This window comes from Microbacterium algihabitans, from assembly GCF_032464975.1.
GTDB classification, from domain to species: Bacteria; Actinomycetota; Actinomycetes; order Actinomycetales; family Microbacteriaceae; genus Microbacterium; species Microbacterium algihabitans.
Window position 1 is genome coordinate 218,530 of the sequence record NZ_JAWDIU010000003.1, and the last position, 15,819, is coordinate 234,348.

Genomic DNA, 15,819 nt, shown 5'->3' on the forward strand with positions numbered 1-15,819 from the left:
ACCCGCCGGATTCTGGGCGGGTCAGGCCTACAACCGCCGCACACACCCCGACGCGGAGGGGGGCCGCAACCTTGAGGCCCCTGTGGATAACCCACCAACCGCGCCCGAAACCCTTAGTCCGAACACCGGACCAGGGGTCACCTGCATCATGTGCGGCGACCCATTCACCCCCGCCAAGCCACAGATCAACACGTGCTCCCCTGAGTGCAAGCGAGCTCGCCGCCGCGAAATCAACAAAGACTCCTACGCCAACACAGGACGCGCCACCCGGCGGAACAGGAAGACCGCGTGAACCTCGAACCCGAACACTCCGACACCATCCGCACCCTCGTACGCCCCGACATCCTCCTCAACCGCATCCGCACAGCCGTCCGTACCCTCACCGTCACCACCTACGCCGACCTCACCGGCATCGACACCCGCGCTCGCCGCATCACCCGCCAACCCCTCATCACCGAGCTCCGCGAAGCCACACGCCCCAGCACCGGCCGCACCGTGGCCGGCGCTGGCGACGGCCGACCCATCCCCCTCAACGTCGGCGCCTACGAGCTGCTCCGCACCATCGAAGCCCGCATCGCCGCGGACTACGAGTCAGCCACCGACGAAACCCCCGCCGGCACCGCAGAACAGCTCCTAGCCGACTGGTACGAGACCTTTGCCACCGCCCACGCCATGGGCGAAACCAACCTCGCCCAGCTCGAGAAATACGCCGCCCGCGTCACCGGCTGGGCCACTGCAATCTCCGACCTCTTCGACCCACCCCGCACCCGCGAATACCCCCTCTGCCCCGCATGCGGCTACACCCACACCATCCGCAGAGACGCGAACGGCAAAGCCCAGATCAAGTGCCTCACCCTCCGCCACTACACAGACGGCCGCGCGATCGCCGCCTGCGCGCACTGCGACGCCCGCTGGGAAGGGCTCATCGTCCCCGACCGAACCGGAGACAGCGTGCACGGCATCCACGTTTCCGAGGAGATCCGCGAGCTCCACATCGCGATCGAAGACAACATCGCCCAATACGGACCCGTCACCATCATTCGCCTCGCCCCACCCCGCATCGACGACACCGACGACGACACCGACCCCGGAGACACCACCCCGCAACCGGACGCGCTCGCCGGAGGCACCGCCCCATGAGCGACGACAACGGCCGCCGGCACCCCGGACTCATCGCCGGCATTCACGTGCTGCTCCCCGGCTCCGTCGTCGTCCGGCTGCTCAAAGTCATCGACCGCGGATCGATGACCTCCGATCCCGTCCTCGCCCAGTGGCTCCCCTCCCTCGTCGCCGTCGCACAACGCTGGCACTTCGCAGTTGAGAGTTCCGACCTCCGCACTCCCGCTATTCCGACGACGGAACCGGCCCCATCGTCGGAATGGGTAACCGTCGCACAAGCCGCGGCCCTGCTCGACCTAGGCGAACGCCGCGTCCTCGCACTCATCCACACCGGCACCCTGCCCGCCACAAAACGCGGCCGGGTGTGGTGGATACAGCGAACAGAGGTCGAACTACTCATCGAAAACCGCCGCATCCACGGCTAAGTGAACGGAGGGGCCATGGCCCTTTGGACAGACATCATCGACCCCGCCCAGCTCACCGGCTACGCGCGGGCCGCATTCGAAGACTACGAAGAGAACAAGGGCACCCTCGCCCGGTGGCTCCCCAACCGAGAAGTCGCAGACATCTCCGTCCGATTCATCAAGGGCCAGACCGGCCTCATCCCCGAAGCCAAGTACCGCGCCTACGACGCCGCCCCCAACATCGGCAAGAGCCGCGGCGGCCAGCGAGTCATCCTCGAACTCCCCGCCCTCTCCGAAACGCAGATCGTCAGCGAGTACGACCAGATCCGCAACCGCAACTCCAGCGACGCAGCACTCGAAAAGTCCATCTTCAACACCACCCGCCGCGTCGTCCACGCCATCGCAGACCGCGCCGAACGCCTCCGCGGCATCGTCCTCAACAGCGGCCGCGCCACCATCCCCGAGCTCGCCAGCGACGACAACTTCGGCCGCTCCCCCTCCAACGACGTCACCGCCCCCGTCCTGTGGGCAGACCCCGACGTCGACCGCATCGGTTTCCTCGAATTCCTCGTCGACCAGTACCGCGACGTCAACGGCGTCGACCCCGGCAGCATCCTCATGCCCGCCCCCGTCTACAAGGCCCTCGCCGCCGGTAAGCAGTTCAAAACGCAGCTGCTCAACGGCATCAGCCGGCCGCCCGCATTCGACGACGTGAAAGCGATCATCGACGGCGTAGGCCTCCCGCCCCTGTACCGCTACGACCGCCGCACCGGCTCCGGCCGCGTCCTCGACAGCCGCAAACTCATGCTGCTCCCCGCCCCCGTCGACGCGAACGACTGGGAAGGCACCGAGCTCGGCGCAACCTTCTGGGGACAGACCCTCACCGCCACCGACGAACGCTACGACCTCGACGCCGAAGAGATGCCCGGCATCGTCACCGGCGTCTACCGCGCCGAGAAGCCCCCGCTCATCGCAGAAGTCACCGGCGACTCCATCAACCTGCCCGTCCTCGCCAACGCCGATCTGTCGCTCTCCGCGACCGTGCTCGCCTGAACCGACTGGGAGGTCGATCAAATGCGCAGCAACATCGAAACCGCAGCACTCGCCCACGTACAGGGAGCCACAGACCCCGACACCGCGCCCGCTCGATACCAAAACCTGGTCAACGAGCTCGCCGACCGCATGGACGAACGATCGGCCTCCCACACCTACACCGCAGCGCTCGCCGCGGGAACACTCGACGACATCCTCGCCGCGGCGATCGCCCTCGACACAGAGAACACGATGGTCGGCGTTCACAACACCGTGCTGGCCGACCTTCGATCGCGAGCGTCAGGCTCCCAGAAGGGCGGCAACCGCACGCTCACGGCGGGAGCCGTGGCACCGGCACTCACGTACCTCCACGGCGTGCTCAGCGACCTCATGCAGCGCGTGCGCGAGCTCGGGGACACCGTGCCCGATACGGCCGAAGAGGCGATCGCTGAGGGACGCGTGCAGCAGTGGCAGCATGGAGAGGCGCTGTGCGACGAGTACGCCGAGATTCGACGCGTTCAGCGGCATCTGTCCCTCACCCTGGTAGATCGCGACGAGGCCCCCGACACGGCTGCTCTGTCGATGTCCGGCTACCTCCGGGACGCTCTCGACACTGAGGACGCCTGGCGCGAAGCTCGCACCATCGCGGCCAACCGCGAGGCGCGGATGCCCGAGGACGAAGCGCACGGCAAGTGGCTGGCCAAGATGCGGCGTCTCCCCTGGCGACGGCCCCAGTCGGCCACGTTCGCCAGCGACGACCGCTACGGCTACCTCCTGTGGATCGCCACCCGCGCCAATCCCTACGTCCCCACGATCGCCAAACTCATCGACGCACACGCCCGTAACCTCCTCATCCTCGACCGCCCCAGCGACAGCTTCCGCCTGGCCGAAGTCACCAACGCTCTCGCCTCCTACCGGAAGGACAACCGGTGACCGGACCGAAGGACTGGCATGTCGAAGCCCCCGAGCAGCAGTCCCGCTTCGCGCGCCTCTGCCTCGCGAAGATTGAGAGCGACGGACTACAAGCCGTCTCTGTCTTCGACGAGCTGATGAGCGACCCGCGCGGCGAACGCACCGCGACGCAAGCGCTGCTGCAGACGTTCGTCGACGCGATGGTCGACACGTGGTCACAGATGGGCGCGCTTGAGTCCGCAGCCGTAGCCCTGCGCGCCGGCCTGCTGGACATGGAGACGGATCAGTGACCGTTGCCACCCGCGCGACCAGTGAGGCCGTCAGCGCGTCTCTCAGGGCTCCCGAGAGGCCTCAGGGGGTGGGGGGATGCCCCCAAGGGCGACCAGTCGCCCGGACCGTCGGGGAGGTGGCTTCGATGCGCGCCGGAATCAAAAACTTCGCGCCAGGGGCACCCAACCCCCGCCATCCCAGCGCCTGCGCGACCACGCACGCTCAAAAAGCCCCGCACGGAAGCAGCATTTGCACCGCGCCCACCTCGAACGGAGTAGCCCATGGCTGACGCACCGCCGCCCCTGAACATCACCTACCACGACACCGCGGCAAGTGTGCGTGCGTCCTGGTCGTCTCTCTGCCTCAACGGGGGCTACAACCTGTACGTCGACGCGAGCGGAAACCTTCACGCCCACCGCCTCGGCGTCGACGCAGGAGCGCTCTAGTGGCCAACGAAGGTCTCGGCGTCACCTACCACGACGATCCCGAAGATGTGTATCGAACGTGGCAGAGGCTCACCCGCAACGGCGGGTACCGCTTGCTGATCGACTCAGATGGCAACATCCACGCCCTCGCCCTGCGGGCCAACACGATGCCCTTCTGGGGGACATAACGAGCGAGCTGGAACGCGCACCACCCCACAATGCCAGGGCACCTACGGTCATTGCGGTGCCTGACGTCCCAGGTCACGGTCTTTCGGTACGCTCGCCAACGTGCCTGAGTACCGCGAGATGCCAAAGGTCAGCAAGAGCGAAATCAACCGCTGCGGAGACTACCTCGCGCGTCTGCACCGCCTCCGGGCGCTCGACGACTCGACGGGGTACGACGAGGCTTACGACGCCGATCAGATGGCGTACGCGACACAGCTCGTCGATGACTTTCGCGCCGCACACCAGAAACCTTTGAGCATCACGTCCGTGGGGCTTCGTCAGTTCGTGAACACGACCTTGGGCACCACGCCCGTTGTGTCACAGCGCTTGAAGCGGCTGCCTCGTATCGTGCGCAAGCTCGCGAACATGGGGAGCAGCAACCTCGCACGCCTGGAAGACATCGGTGGTACTCGCGCCGTCGTGCCAGGCCTGAGGGAGCAAGAAGCCCTATGCGCTCACATCGAGCGCCGCTGGGGTCACTCGATCAGGCGCACCAGAGACTACGTGGACGATCCGAAGGCGACCGGGTATCGAGCTCGGCACTACGTGATCGAGAAGGAAGGACGGCGCGTCGAGATTCAGGTGCGCACTCGCCGGCAGCAGGTGTGGGCCAACCGGATCGAACAGACTGACTCCCGCCTCGGAACCTCTCTCAAAGACGGGAAGGGTGCGCAATCCCTCCTGGAGTACTTCACAGCTATGGGCGCTATGCTCTACTTTCAAGAGACGAACACCACACCAACCCCTGAACTGGCCCAGCAACTGCAAGCCGCAGAAAACGCCGTCGTCAGTGAGGGGTTCTTCGTCCGTAGAGGGGAAAGCTAATGGCTACCGTTCATTTTCTTCTCGCGTATAGCCACTCCGAGCAGCGGCTCCTTGAGCAGCACGAGTTCACCGACTCCAAGCGCGCTACTAAGGCCTACGCGGAAGCCGAAGCGGCTCACGCAGGAGACTCGAACTACGAGATTGTCCTGATTGGTTCGGACAGCATCCAGACCATCATGAAGACGCACGGGCACTACTTCTCGCACGAGCGTGACGACATGCTTGCGGACCTGTCTTTTTCCTGACCCACGACGAGAGACGGCCCCCGCACACCACGGGGGCCGTCTCTCGTTTCCGCACTCGGTCCAGCGCGGCGATCAGAGGCTGTCGGCCTCGAGCGCCCGACGTATCCTCAGCTCCCAGATCCTGCCGTAGGCGGCATCTGGAAACTCCTCTGCTGACCGCTCGTCCAGGCTCTGGAAGGTGGCGAGAAGTGATGGGTGCTGATCTGGTTCTCGCCACCAGAGCCGGATGGCCTCTTCGAGCTGCCAACGTGCTCGGTGCATGACTGTGGGGGCGGGGTCTTCTGCTGCCTTGTCTGCGGCGGCCTGCGAGATCAACATCGACATACGAAGCAGCTGCATGAGCGGCACCATGTGAGGATGCCCATCGGCCTCTAGCTCCCTGCCTAGAGTCCAGCCGGTTAGGTAGGCCGTCTCGTCATTGCTGAACGTTCGCGGGCGCTCGCCCTCTCGAACGGCTAGCCAGTGCATAAATAGCGCACGCGATGATTCCTGGTGCCATCCCGTGATGCGGTACCCCGCGCGGCGGCGGGAGTCGACGGTGGCCCGTGCGAGGCCCTCCTTGTGGCGCTCCTGCTCTGCGCTGATCGCTCGTGCGGCCAGCCTGTTGGATTCTCGCGCCACACGCGTGGCGTGCACCGATGTGACCACGGCCACCACAACCGCGGCCAGTGTGGCTAGGGACGCGACAATCGTCACCACCAGCAGAATCCAGTCGTACGTGTCTCGATCGGAAAGGGCACGAGCGACATGCTCAAGCTGACACGAAACTGACTGCGGCGCGGTAGGGCAAGCGGGTTCGTCCACATCGTCAACCTAACGCGGTGGGCCCCTCAGCGCAGACACCCGGCGGCGCCCATCAGCAAGGCCCGCCCGCATGTAACGTGGGGCCATGAGTGTCCGCAACGTAGACCGGTACAACGGCGACTGGATGCAGCGACGGTGGGCTGACCTGAACGGCCTCACCACGACTTCCCACCCCGTCGACCTGGCGCATCCCCTCATGGCGCTCGTCGACGCCCGACGCACCGCCTTCAAATCAGCGGCGCGCTCACTAGATTCCGACCCCTTTCACAACAGGTCCTTCTACCGCGCCCCCGGACAACGACTGGTGAGCGTCATGGTCACCGCTCCCTACCTCGACGCCGCCGCTCGCTCGTACGGAAACCTCGCCGGCTTGAACGACACCGCGCACCGCATCGCCCGCACCTTCGAGCTGTACGTGCGAGTGGGACACCCCGCAGACACCATCCATCTCAGCCGGTGGCCTGATGAGCCGACCGTGCCCATCGTGTTCTGGAACCCAGCGCGAATCAAACTGCTCCTGCCCACCCCCGCCGACCCGTACCCGGCCATCGCAGCCGAAGGGTGAACGCAACAACGGCTGCGAACGACGATGGCCCCGGTATCCGGGAGCTACCGTTCGCGCTGCAGCTCGTGCTCCCGAAATCTGTTGCTCGCGTAGGTAGCCTTGTGGGGTGACCGACGACGCCCTAGACGCTCTGTTCGCTGATGCGCCGGACACGCTCAGCCCGACCGACATCTCGAAGAAGCTGCGCGTCACCACGCGCACCGTCTACTCCTGGCTCAAGGAGGGCACTATCCGCGGCTACCAGATCGGATCGACCTGGTTCATCATGAAGGCCGACCTCATCGAGCACCTACGCGCCGGGACAAACAAGTCTCACGGCGATTCGCAACCGGGGTAGGGGCGAAGGGGCGAGACCTCAGTGGACCGCTGTCAGCGCGGCGCGCACGCCCCCACGCGGCGCCGTAGGGGGTGGGGCGATGCCCCCTCAGTGCACACCCCTTCGGAACGCCGGGGAGGTGGCTCCCCCTCCAAGCGGGTTCAAGAGTTTCGTAGAGCTCGCCGCAGTCCGCAAAAAGTCCGCAGCATGCTCCATTCGAGGCAAGTGACCACAATCAAGCACAACCAAATAAGTCCCGGTCAGAGATATTTTTCTAACATGCACAATCATGTACTGTCATTGCTTACCGATTCACGAACTACCGCTGATCCTCGCCGCAGAACGGGCGTGCCCCGCCCGTGGTCTGCGAGAAGTCATCGCGAGCGGCGATCGCGGCCGAACGGGCCCGCGGTCGCCGCTCTCGTCTTGTCCGTCGCGGGTGGTCGCGCTCGAGCAGGGCCCCGCGGTCGCCTCGCCGTCGACCGAGACTCGCGAGCCAGTCAGGCTCTCTTCTTGACCGGCTTGGACAGGAAGATCGCCAGCAGCAAGAGAACGACGCCGACAGCGAGTACGAGCCAGCCCCAGCCCTGCCCCAGAACCCCGGCGACGAGCCCGGTCAGCAGAGCGGCGCCGGCGAGAATCCACATGGTGACCGCTGCGGATCGACGCATCAGTTCCATGTCGGGAGCGAAGGTGTCATCGGTCAACGCGACCTCCCGCAGCGATCGCATTTCTCGAGTCACTCGCCTTCAGCGCCGACCACGCGGCGCTGAAGCACGCTACCCCGCCGCCGGCACACCCGATCACCGACGCGATCGTTCCGAAGCGGAATGACCCGCTCACAACCATGAACACGACGCCGGCTACCGCGGCCACCAGGGCGAGGATCCCCAGGATCAGTACCGCCCACCACAGGCCACGTCGCGGTCGCGCGTCTACGCTCATGCGCCCAACGTACCCGCGGAGGTTCGCCTAGCGCCGTGGGCTTGCGCGTCAGCCTCCGACACCCGTGCAGCGCGTCACTCCTGCGCCGCTACCCGCTTCCGCCGACGAATGGCGGTCAGCTGCTGGATGCAGTTACCGATGAGGGCGACGCAGACGGTCAGGAAGAACCATGCGTACCCCCTCGCGTCATTCGAAGCGAGCACGGCGACGCAAATCACCGCTCCCAGCGCGAGAACCGGCAGCGCCCACCACCACAACGCCTCCGATCCGAGCACACGCTTCACTGGCCCGACACTACTGCGCCGGGTCGGCCTGAGCGGACGGTCGACACTGAGAGAGAAAACCCCATGGCATCGAATACCGATTCCGCCCCTGACGCCGCCGGTGTCAGAGCACCGACGACAGCCACTTCGCGGCGCCCATCGCGAATAGGGAACCCCCGCCACAGCCCATCAGAACCACTAGCCACCAGCGTCCGCTGTTCTGCGGGACTCCGCCGCGGTCACGGAATACAGCGACGAGTATCAGTGCACCGACGAACGAGAACAGTCCGGTCGCCATCAGGCCGACGTACAGCTGCATGCCGCTGATCGTATCCGCGGAGCCCGCGGAACCAGGAGCGCCGCCAACGTCGGCGCTCGTCGTACTTGAAATCACGTCGACGCTATGTTGGCCAGCATGGTGCGCAACCCGCTTCTCCCCTTCAGCATCTACGAAATCGCGGGCGCGGCCGCCGTGATCGTCATTGCCGCGCTGATTACCGCGCTCGTCATCACCCTCGTCCTGCGCCGCAAGTCCCGCGGCAAATGAGTGACATCTCTGGCACACAGCTGCGACGTCGGCCATGAACGGCCGGCGATGGGCAGTCGCAATCCTGGTCGGCGCCGTCGTGGTCGTGGGGCTGACGTTCGCGATCCAGTCGGCTGTCGTCGGAACGTTTTCGTGGAGGGCCCTCGGTCTGGTGGTGATCGGAACCCTTGCCGGGGTGTTCCTCTGGAAACAGCAGAAGCCGCGAGGCGGCGACGAGTAAGTCCCTCCCTACCCGTCGCTACGTCGGCCGCGGCGACGAACACGGATCAGCTGGCCGATGCAGACGGCCGCGAGCAGCGCATTGCCCATCAGACCCAGTGCCGGCGCGGGCCCAGGCCCGTCGACAACGAGAGAGACGATGTGGCCCGACGCATACAGCGCCATGCACAGAAGCAGCACCGCCCAGAACCAGGACCTGTTGCCAACTTTCTCCAACCACTCCACGGCGTCAGTCCCTGTTCTTCATCCGCTGCAACCCCCAAATGAACCACGCCACATCCATCAGCAAAAGGACACTCGCCCCGACGATGAGCGGAATTATCGGCTTTTCCATGGTCGCCGCGAGTATCAGCACGGCCGCGATCGCAACCGCTGATACGCCATGCAGGACCGTCGACCGCACGAGAGTCCGCCTGCGCCGGTCAGCGTCGGGCGGCTGAGTGATGTCCCGCATGCTCGCATCGTAGGCCCCAGCGTCAACCATCACCTGCACCACGGAATGCGACTCGACAGACTGACCCAGCACGGAGAGGGGCCCAGCGTCGGGGAACACCCGCTGCGCTCAGACACAGGGCGCAGCGCCCGGATGGGGGGCGCCGATCTGCGGCCAGTCCCGTCGGCAACGCTGCGGCGTCACCACCGGAGGGTTTTTCGCCTCCCCTCCGACGGCCATTCCAAGCTACCTAGACCCGACTTTCATTGCCGCAACGGCAAAGTGTCGATGTGTTCTCCGTCGCCGTCGTACCAGACGAAGTCGACGGAGAAGACAAGCTCACACGGACGCGATGGAACCTCACGTCTACTCGCCTCCAGCTGCTCGGCCCAGGCCCGCTCGTCGAGCGAACGCGCGTATGCAAGTGACAGGTGAAAGATCCACTCTTCGAGCGGAAGTTCTCCAATGCGGCGAAAATCGGTCGCATCAAGGACCTCGGTCAGCCTCCGGTAGGCGCCCGTCAACGAGCTCGTCCGCTCGAGACGGGCGACCAGCACCTGAAACGGCGGCGGGAACCCGTCGATCGCGTCGACACTCAACTCGATCGGCGGTTGCGAGCTGGCCCAGGAGGCGACGAATTCCCTGAGGACGTGCACGCGCTCCGGCTCGAAGAAACCGCGAAGCGTGACGTGCCCCGTGTTCGGGTGTGGCGTCCCATCCGGAAGCCGCGCCAAGACCGTGGACTGCTCGCTCCTGTAAAGGGCGGCCACAGACTCGTCCGGGCGCAGGACCACATACTGCTGGCCTTGGAGCGACTCCAACTGCACGGGTTCCGTCATGTACGGGGTGGACATCTGGCGCCTCCGGTCTCGCAAGTTAGCCGACGTTACCTGCCGCAACCACCTCATGTGTTGCTTGTTTCAGACGTCGCCCCACAAACCAGGGGCCGCCTCTGTCGGCTAGCCGATGGCCGCCTGCCTTGAACTGCCAGCACGGGCCGAGCTCAGGCAGCACTTGGGGGCTGGGGGTGTGGAGTACTGCCGCCAGTGGGTGGGGGCCGAAGCCGCCGGAGCTCGATCAGGATCAGCTGTTTCACCTCGAATTCAGACCTGCTCATACGCGCGACATGAGTCTTCAGGCTCGCCGGGACCTCCCACACCTCGTTCCGCTGCCGCGCGACGCCCCCATCCAGCCCACCGCGGGCAAGGGCACGCGCGTCGCGGCGACCCGAGCAGAGGGTCGACATCCCCCGTGCCCGGGGCGTTACCGCCGGTAGCCCCATCCCGGCAAGGGGCAGACGCGAAACGGCATCCGGCCCGCAGACCCCCGGAGCGGCCGCGAACGACGCGGAGCGCAGAAACACGGGGCATCCCCGCGGGAGTCGAGATGGCCAAGCACACCCTGGAGCGGGACACCCGCACTGACGCCGACGATCCCGAAGACGGCCGCAAGCCCGATTCACCCACCGACCTGCACGAGCGCTTGTGGAAGTACGTGCTGCGCAAGACGCTGCGCGAGTTCAGTGCCGATCAGTGCACCGACGCCGCAGCCGCCCTCGTCTACTACGCCGTGCTCGCGCTGTTTCCGGCGCTGCTCGCGATCTTCTCGATCCTCGGCGTCGTCGGCCAGGGCGATGCCGCAGCGGAGGCCGTCATCGGCATCGTCCACGACGTCGCGCCCAGCGCCGCCGACACGCTGGCCGGCCCCATCGAGCAGATCGCCGGTTCACCGGCCGCCGGGTTCGCCCTCATCAGCGGAACGGTCCTCGCTCTGTGGTCCGCCTCCGGGTACGTCGGAGCTTTCAGCCGCGCGATGAACCGCATCTACGAGATCGACGAAGGTCGACCGTTCTGGAAGCTGCGCCCGATGCAGCTGGTCGTGACCCTGACCGCCGTCGTCGCCCTCGTGCTCGTCGCCCTCGGACTCGTGATCAGCGGCCCGGTCACGACCGCGATCGGCGAGGCGCTCGGACTCGGCGAGGGTGTGCAGGTCGCCTGGGACGTCGCGAAATGGCCGGTCATGCTCCTGGTCACCGTCTTCCTCGTGGCGGTGCTCTACTACGCCACCCCGAACGCCAAGCAGCCGAAGTTCCGGTGGCTGAGTCTCGGCGCGATCATCGCCATCGTGGTGCTGGCCGCCGCCACCGCCGGATTCGGCTTCTACGTCGCGAACTTCTCGAACTACGACCGCACCTACGGCTCACTCGCCGGCGTGATCGTCTTCCTGCTGTGGCTGTGGATCGCCAATCTCGCACTCCTCTTCGGCGCCGAGTTCGACGCGGAGCTCGAGCGGGGTCGTCAGCTCCAGGCCGGAATGGCCGCGGCGACCGACATCCAGCTTCCGCCCCGCGACACCCGCCAGAGTGACAAGCGGGAGAAGAAGGAAGAGGCCGACATCGCCGAGGGCCGCCGCATCCGTCGAGACGCCGGTCGCGACGAGGCCCCCGAGGCCGTCGAGCGCCCCGCGCCCCAGCGTCGCCGACGCTGGTGGCAGCTGCGGCGCAAGTGAGGGCGCGCGGCTAGCATCGTCTGCGAACGCGCACCTCGGTTGCGCCTCCCCACCACCTTTGGAGCACGCCATGGCCGTCCGCGTCGATCTGAACATCTCGCTCGATGGCGTCGCGATGCCCGCCGACCCCACCCCCGAGAACCCGATGGGCGAGGACTGGGGCCGGCTCGTCGCCGACTACATGGCGACGAAGACGTTCCGCGAGCGCGTCTTCCGCGACACCTCCGGCGCGGGCACGACCGGCGTCGACGACCGCTACGCCGCGGCGTACTTCGAGGGCATCGGCGCCGAGGTGATGGGCGCGGCGATGTTCGGCCTGCACTCCTTCCCCGACGACCCCGACTGGCGCGGCTGGTGGGGTGACGAGCCTCCCTTCGAAGTGCCGGTGATCGTGCTGACGCACCGCGAGCGCGCACCCCTCTCCTTCGCCAACGGCACGCGCTTCGAGTTCTCGTCGGAGAGCATCACGGATGCCGTGGCCCGGGCGACCGATCTCGCGAACGGCGCGGACGTGCGGGTGGGCGGTGGCCTGTCGACGGTGCGGTCCGCGCTGGCTGCGGGTCTCGTCGACCGTCTGCACGTCGCCGTCCGCCCCGTGATCCTGGGGCGCGGCGGCCGCCTCTGGGACGACCTGCGCAACCTCGACGAGTGCTACACCGTCACCTCGGAGGTCGCCGAGAGCGGCGTCGTGCACGTCACCTTCGCGCGGTGAGCGCGGAGACCCCGATGGATCAGCCCCTCAACCCGCTCATGTGCCCCACGTGCGGCGACCCCCTGCGGTTCGAGATCCTCGACGATGAGCGGTTCCTCGTCGCGTGGTCGTGCGTCAACTGCGGACTGATCCGCACGACCGAGCCGGTGTGAGTCGCGGGGGCCTGTCAGCCCTCGATGCCGTTGATCATCTGGGTGATCTCGCGCTCGGTCTCGCGACCGATGTTGCGCTCCTCCATCAGCGAGGGCATGTCGCTGTCGTCGTCGACGGAAGGGTTCTCGAACGGCTGCTTCTGATCCTTTTCCATGGATCGATGCTCACACGCGGAAACGGCGACCGCGAGGGGCTTGCGCGTCAGCGATCGCCCCGCAGCGCGGCATCCGTCCACTCCACGCAGTCGACCTCTCCGCGGAACACCGCCTCTTCGCGCTGACGCAGTTCGACGCGGCGGATCTTGCCCGAGATCGTCTTCGGCAGCTCGAAGAACTCGACGCGGCGCACGCGCTGGAACGGGGCGAGCCGCTCGCGCGCGAAGCGCAGGATGTCGAGGGCGACCTCCTCGCCCGCCTCGTGACCGCCGGCGAGCACGATGTACGCCTTTGGCACGGCGAGGCGCAGCTCGTCGGGTGCGGGAACGACCGCGGCCTCCATGACCGCCGGGTGCTCGATCAGCACGCTCTCGAGCTCGAACGGACTGATCTTGTAGTCCGACGCCTTGAAGACGTCGTCGGTGCGGCCGATGTAGGTGATGCTGCCCGTCTCATCACGTCGCGCGACGTCGCCGGTGTGAAAGAGCCCGTCGGCGAACGCCTCGGCGTTGCGCTCGGGGTCGCCCACGTACCCGGTCATGAGGTTGACGGGTCGCTCGGCGAGGTCGATGCAGATCTCGCCCTCGTCGGTGCGCTCGCCCGTCACCGGGTCGACGAGCACGACCGGGCATCCGGGCAGCGGCCGCCCCATCGAGCCCGGCACGAGGTCGGCGCCGGGGGTGTTCGCGACGACCGCGGTCATCTCGGTCTGCCCGTACCCGTCGCGGATGTCGAGGCCCCACGCGCGCTGCACCGAGGCGATCACCTCGGGATTGAGCGGCTCGCCCGCCGACACGACCTCGCGCAGCGACCCGCGACGCCCGGTCAGATCGGCCTGGATGAGCATGCGCCACACTGTCGGCGGCGCGCAGAAGGTGGTGACGCGGTCGTTCTCGAGCTCCGTGAGCAGGCGCTCCGCCGAGAAACGCGAGTAGTTGAGGGCGAGCACCGTCGCCCCGGCGATCCACGGGGCGAAGAACAGGCTCCACGCGTGCTTGGCCCACCCGGGCGAACTGATGGCGAGGTGCACGTCGCCGGGCTGCAGCCCCAGCCAGTACATCGTCGTGAGGTGGCCCACCGGGTAAGACGAGTGCGTGTGCTCGACGAGCTTGGGCTTCGAGGTGGTTCCCGAGGTGAAGTAGAGCAGCAGGCGCTCGTCGGCGGTGGTGCCCGGATGCCGAGCGGGCTCCGCCTCGATGGCGAAGGCGTCCGAGTAGGTCGCCCACCCCGCGTGCGAACCGCCCACGACGATGCGACCGAGACCCTCGGGCAGGTCGTCGAACTTCTCGGCATCCGTCGCTCCGACGACGACATGGCGGATCTCGGCGCGCGCGATGCGGTCGGCGAGGTCGACCGAGCCGAGCGCCGTCGTGGTCGGGGCGATGACGCCGCCGAGCTTCATGATGCCGAGCATCGCCTCCCACAGCTCGACCTGGTTGTCGAGCATGAGCAGCACGGTCTCGCCGCGGCGGACGCCCCGCGTCTCGAGCCACGCGGCGACCTGGTCGGAGCGCCGCGCGAGCTCGTCGAACGTGCGCTCGTGGTGCGTGCCGTCGTCGTCGACGACGATGAGCGCCGTGTCGCCGTTGCCGCGGGCCATCGGGTCGAACCAGTCGATCGCCCAGTTGAACGACCCCTCGAACTGCGGCCACGAGAAGTCCGCGGCGGCGGCGGGGTTGGAGCGGACGGCGAGGAGGTGGTCGCGAGCGGCGCGGTAGTGCTCGGTCGCGGACGCGGCGGTGGGGGTCATGGAGCTCCTTCGAACGCGTTCTACGCTAGACCTCTCATGCCGGCATCGAGCGCGTCGAAGGCCCGAGCCCTGGCATCCGGAGCCGACAGGAAGACGTCGTGCAGGGCCCCGTCGATGCGCGTGATGGTGACGGTGCTCGAGATGCGGGTGGCGGCGCGGGCGATGTCGTCGACGACGAGCACCGAGTCGGTCGCGCGCATCGCGTCGTTCCACGACAGGGCCGGGGTCGAACGCGCCGAGAGAAGCACGAGCGCCGGGCAGCCGACGTCGACTCCGGATGCCACCCGCGCGTGCCCCGCGATGATCGCGGCGAGCCAGCCGGGGTGGGTCGGGAAGCCCTGCGCCGGGCGCCACCCCTCGGGGCTGTCGGGGAGAGTGCCGAGATCGCGCTGGGCGCGCGTGTAGAAGCCGAGGTCGACCACCGGATGAGTGCCGAGCGGGTCGAAGCGGGCGCGCGCCTGCACGATCGGCGCCAGGGCCTGGCGCGCGAGCGGGCCGAGCTGCAGTTCGAGCCACGGGCTGTTCAGCACGAGAGCGTCGGCGACGCCCGGATGCCGCGCGGCCCAGAGTGTGAGGGTGAGGCCGCCCGTGCTGTGGCCGAGGAGCACGAGGCGTCGCCCCTCGGCGGACGTGCCCATGACCTCGAGCGCAGCCGCGATATCGGCGTCGTACACGTCGAGGGCGGCGACGTAGCCCGGCGCCTGGCCGGGCCGCAGACTCCGGCCGTACTTGCGCAGGTCGAGGGCGTGGAAGCGCGCCCCGCGGTCGGTGAAGAAACGCGCGAGGTCGGTTTGGAAGAAGTAGTCCGACCAGCCGTGCACGTACAGCACGTCGACCTCGCGCAGGGCGCCGAACAGCCGGGCGCCGGCATGGGGACGGGAGCGGACGAGGGTGGCGACGACCTCGCCCTCGGCATCGCTGCCCAGCGGCAGCGTCTGCTGCTCGAACCCGTCGCCGAGAATGTCCGGTCGCCACTCCCCCATCGCCCCAGC

Annotated in this window: 24 protein-coding genes; 15 read left to right on the forward strand and 9 right to left on the reverse strand. The window is 67.3% G+C overall.

Features of this window, described 5'->3' with window-relative positions:
• Positions 1-288: 288 nt before the first annotated feature.
• From RWH43_RS10660 to RWH43_RS10700, 9 genes are all read left to right on the forward strand, one after another.
• Positions 289-1,140 carry a DUF7341 domain-containing protein gene (locus tag RWH43_RS10660; RefSeq protein WP_316001462.1) on the forward strand — a complete coding sequence of 284 codons (852 nt, stop codon included), beginning with the start codon at positions 289-291 and terminating at the stop codon, positions 1,138-1,140.
• On the forward strand, positions 1,137-1,544 hold the full coding sequence (locus RWH43_RS10665) for a helix-turn-helix domain-containing protein (protein WP_316001463.1): 408 nt from the start codon (positions 1,137-1,139) through the stop codon (positions 1,542-1,544). The genes RWH43_RS10660 and RWH43_RS10665 overlap by 4 nt, the downstream gene beginning before the upstream one ends.
• Positions 1,545-1,559: 15 nt before the next feature.
• Positions 1,560-2,576: a major capsid protein gene (locus tag RWH43_RS10670; RefSeq protein WP_316001464.1), complete on the forward strand. Its 1,017-nt coding sequence runs from the start codon at positions 1,560-1,562 to the stop codon at positions 2,574-2,576.
• 21 nt (positions 2,577-2,597) lie between these two features.
• The gene (locus tag RWH43_RS10675) at positions 2,598-3,488 is read left to right on the forward strand and encodes a hypothetical protein (protein ID WP_316001465.1); all 891 of its coding nucleotides are present in this window, start codon (positions 2,598-2,600) and stop codon (positions 3,486-3,488) included.
• A complete protein-coding gene (locus RWH43_RS10680; RefSeq protein ID WP_316001466.1) occupies positions 3,485-3,757 on the forward strand; it encodes a hypothetical protein in 273 nt (90 codons plus the stop codon). Before RWH43_RS10675 ends, RWH43_RS10680 begins: the two co-directional genes overlap by 4 nt.
• 261 nt (positions 3,758-4,018) lie before the next feature.
• Positions 4,019-4,183: a hypothetical protein gene (locus RWH43_RS10685; protein ID WP_316001467.1), complete on the forward strand. Its 165-nt coding sequence runs from the start codon at positions 4,019-4,021 to the stop codon at positions 4,181-4,183.
• On the forward strand, positions 4,183-4,350 hold the full coding sequence (locus RWH43_RS10690) for a hypothetical protein (protein WP_316001468.1): 168 nt from the start codon (positions 4,183-4,185) through the stop codon (positions 4,348-4,350). The genes RWH43_RS10685 and RWH43_RS10690 overlap by 1 nt, the downstream gene beginning before the upstream one ends.
• Before the next feature lie 100 nt (positions 4,351-4,450).
• Positions 4,451-5,212 carry a RelA/SpoT domain-containing protein gene (locus tag RWH43_RS10695; protein WP_316001469.1) on the forward strand — a complete coding sequence of 254 codons (762 nt, stop codon included), beginning with the start codon at positions 4,451-4,453 and terminating at the stop codon, positions 5,210-5,212.
• The gene (locus RWH43_RS10700; RefSeq protein WP_316001470.1) at positions 5,212-5,457 is read left to right on the forward strand and encodes a hypothetical protein; all 246 of its coding nucleotides are present in this window, start codon (positions 5,212-5,214) and stop codon (positions 5,455-5,457) included. The genes RWH43_RS10695 and RWH43_RS10700 overlap by 1 nt, the downstream gene beginning before the upstream one ends.
• Positions 5,458-5,529: 72 nt before the next feature.
• Here the strand turns inward: RWH43_RS10700 and RWH43_RS10705 are convergent, their stop codons facing one another.
• Positions 5,530-6,261, reverse strand: coding sequence for a hypothetical protein (locus RWH43_RS10705; protein ID WP_316001471.1), 732 nt, complete (start codon positions 6,259-6,261; stop codon positions 5,530-5,532).
• Between the two features lie 85 nt (positions 6,262-6,346).
• Here RWH43_RS10705 and RWH43_RS10710 point away from each other — a divergent pair, with 85 nt between their 5' ends.
• Entirely contained in the window at positions 6,347-6,826 is a 480-nt protein-coding gene (locus tag RWH43_RS10710) for a hypothetical protein (RefSeq protein ID WP_316001472.1), read from the forward strand.
• A 106-nt stretch (positions 6,827-6,932) separates the two neighbouring features.
• Complete coding sequence (locus RWH43_RS10715) at positions 6,933-7,163, forward strand: helix-turn-helix domain-containing protein (protein WP_316001473.1); 231 nt, start codon at positions 6,933-6,935, stop codon at positions 7,161-7,163.
• A 479-nt stretch (positions 7,164-7,642) separates the two neighbouring features.
• Here RWH43_RS10715 and RWH43_RS10720 read toward each other — a convergent pair whose 3' ends face one another.
• The 3 genes from RWH43_RS10720 to RWH43_RS10730 all read right to left on the reverse strand — a co-directional run bounded on the left by RWH43_RS10720 (position 7,643) and on the right by RWH43_RS10730 (position 8,669).
• Complete coding sequence (locus tag RWH43_RS10720) at positions 7,643-7,849, reverse strand: hypothetical protein (protein ID WP_316001474.1); 207 nt, start codon at positions 7,847-7,849, stop codon at positions 7,643-7,645.
• 312 nt (positions 7,850-8,161) lie between these two features.
• Complete coding sequence (locus RWH43_RS10725) at positions 8,162-8,371, reverse strand: hypothetical protein (protein WP_230705040.1); 210 nt, start codon at positions 8,369-8,371, stop codon at positions 8,162-8,164.
• 103 nt (positions 8,372-8,474) lie between these two features.
• Positions 8,475-8,669 carry a hypothetical protein gene (locus tag RWH43_RS10730; protein WP_316001475.1) on the reverse strand — a complete coding sequence of 65 codons (195 nt, stop codon included), beginning with the start codon at positions 8,667-8,669 and terminating at the stop codon, positions 8,475-8,477.
• A 96-nt stretch (positions 8,670-8,765) separates the two neighbouring features.
• On the opposite strand from RWH43_RS10730, the gene RWH43_RS10735 reads away from it, so the two are divergent.
• Positions 8,766-8,897 (forward strand): hypothetical protein, encoded by a 132-nt coding sequence (locus RWH43_RS10735; protein WP_262346270.1) that lies wholly within the window; start codon positions 8,766-8,768, stop codon positions 8,895-8,897.
• A gap of 448 nt (positions 8,898-9,345) precedes the next feature.
• On the opposite strand, the gene RWH43_RS10740 is transcribed toward RWH43_RS10735, so the two are convergent.
• The gene (locus RWH43_RS10740; RefSeq protein WP_316001476.1) at positions 9,346-9,570 is read right to left on the reverse strand and encodes a hypothetical protein; all 225 of its coding nucleotides are present in this window, start codon (positions 9,568-9,570) and stop codon (positions 9,346-9,348) included.
• A gap of 242 nt (positions 9,571-9,812) precedes the next feature.
• The gene (locus RWH43_RS10745) at positions 9,813-10,403 is read right to left on the reverse strand and encodes a 2'-5' RNA ligase family protein (RefSeq protein ID WP_316001477.1); all 591 of its coding nucleotides are present in this window, start codon (positions 10,401-10,403) and stop codon (positions 9,813-9,815) included.
• Between the two features lie 532 nt (positions 10,404-10,935).
• Here RWH43_RS10745 and RWH43_RS10750 point away from each other — a divergent pair.
• The 3 genes from RWH43_RS10750 to RWH43_RS10760 all read left to right on the forward strand — a co-directional run bounded on the left by RWH43_RS10750 (position 10,936) and on the right by RWH43_RS10760 (position 12,921).
• Positions 10,936-12,057: a YihY/virulence factor BrkB family protein gene (locus RWH43_RS10750; protein WP_316001478.1), complete on the forward strand. Its 1,122-nt coding sequence runs from the start codon at positions 10,936-10,938 to the stop codon at positions 12,055-12,057.
• 70 nt (positions 12,058-12,127) lie between these two features.
• Positions 12,128-12,769, forward strand: a complete 642-nt coding sequence (locus RWH43_RS10755; protein ID WP_230705036.1) for a dihydrofolate reductase family protein — start codon at positions 12,128-12,130, stop codon at positions 12,767-12,769.
• A 14-nt stretch (positions 12,770-12,783) separates the two neighbouring features.
• A complete protein-coding gene (locus RWH43_RS10760) occupies positions 12,784-12,921 on the forward strand; it encodes a hypothetical protein (RefSeq protein WP_187358461.1) in 138 nt (45 codons plus the stop codon).
• Between the two features lie 14 nt (positions 12,922-12,935).
• On the opposite strand, the gene RWH43_RS10765 is transcribed toward RWH43_RS10760, so the two are convergent.
• From RWH43_RS10765 to RWH43_RS10775, 3 genes are read right to left on the reverse strand one after another with little or no spacing between them, the layout of a single operon-like run.
• A complete protein-coding gene (locus RWH43_RS10765) occupies positions 12,936-13,076 on the reverse strand; it encodes a hypothetical protein (protein ID WP_176786349.1) in 141 nt (46 codons plus the stop codon).
• 47 nt (positions 13,077-13,123) lie between these two features.
• Positions 13,124-14,827 carry an AMP-binding protein gene (locus tag RWH43_RS10770; RefSeq protein ID WP_154097301.1) on the reverse strand — a complete coding sequence of 568 codons (1,704 nt, stop codon included), beginning with the start codon at positions 14,825-14,827 and terminating at the stop codon, positions 13,124-13,126.
• Between the two features lie 20 nt (positions 14,828-14,847).
• The gene (locus tag RWH43_RS10775; protein WP_144832499.1) at positions 14,848-15,810 is read right to left on the reverse strand and encodes an alpha/beta hydrolase; all 963 of its coding nucleotides are present in this window, start codon (positions 15,808-15,810) and stop codon (positions 14,848-14,850) included.
• Positions 15,811-15,819: the final 9 nt, after the last annotated feature.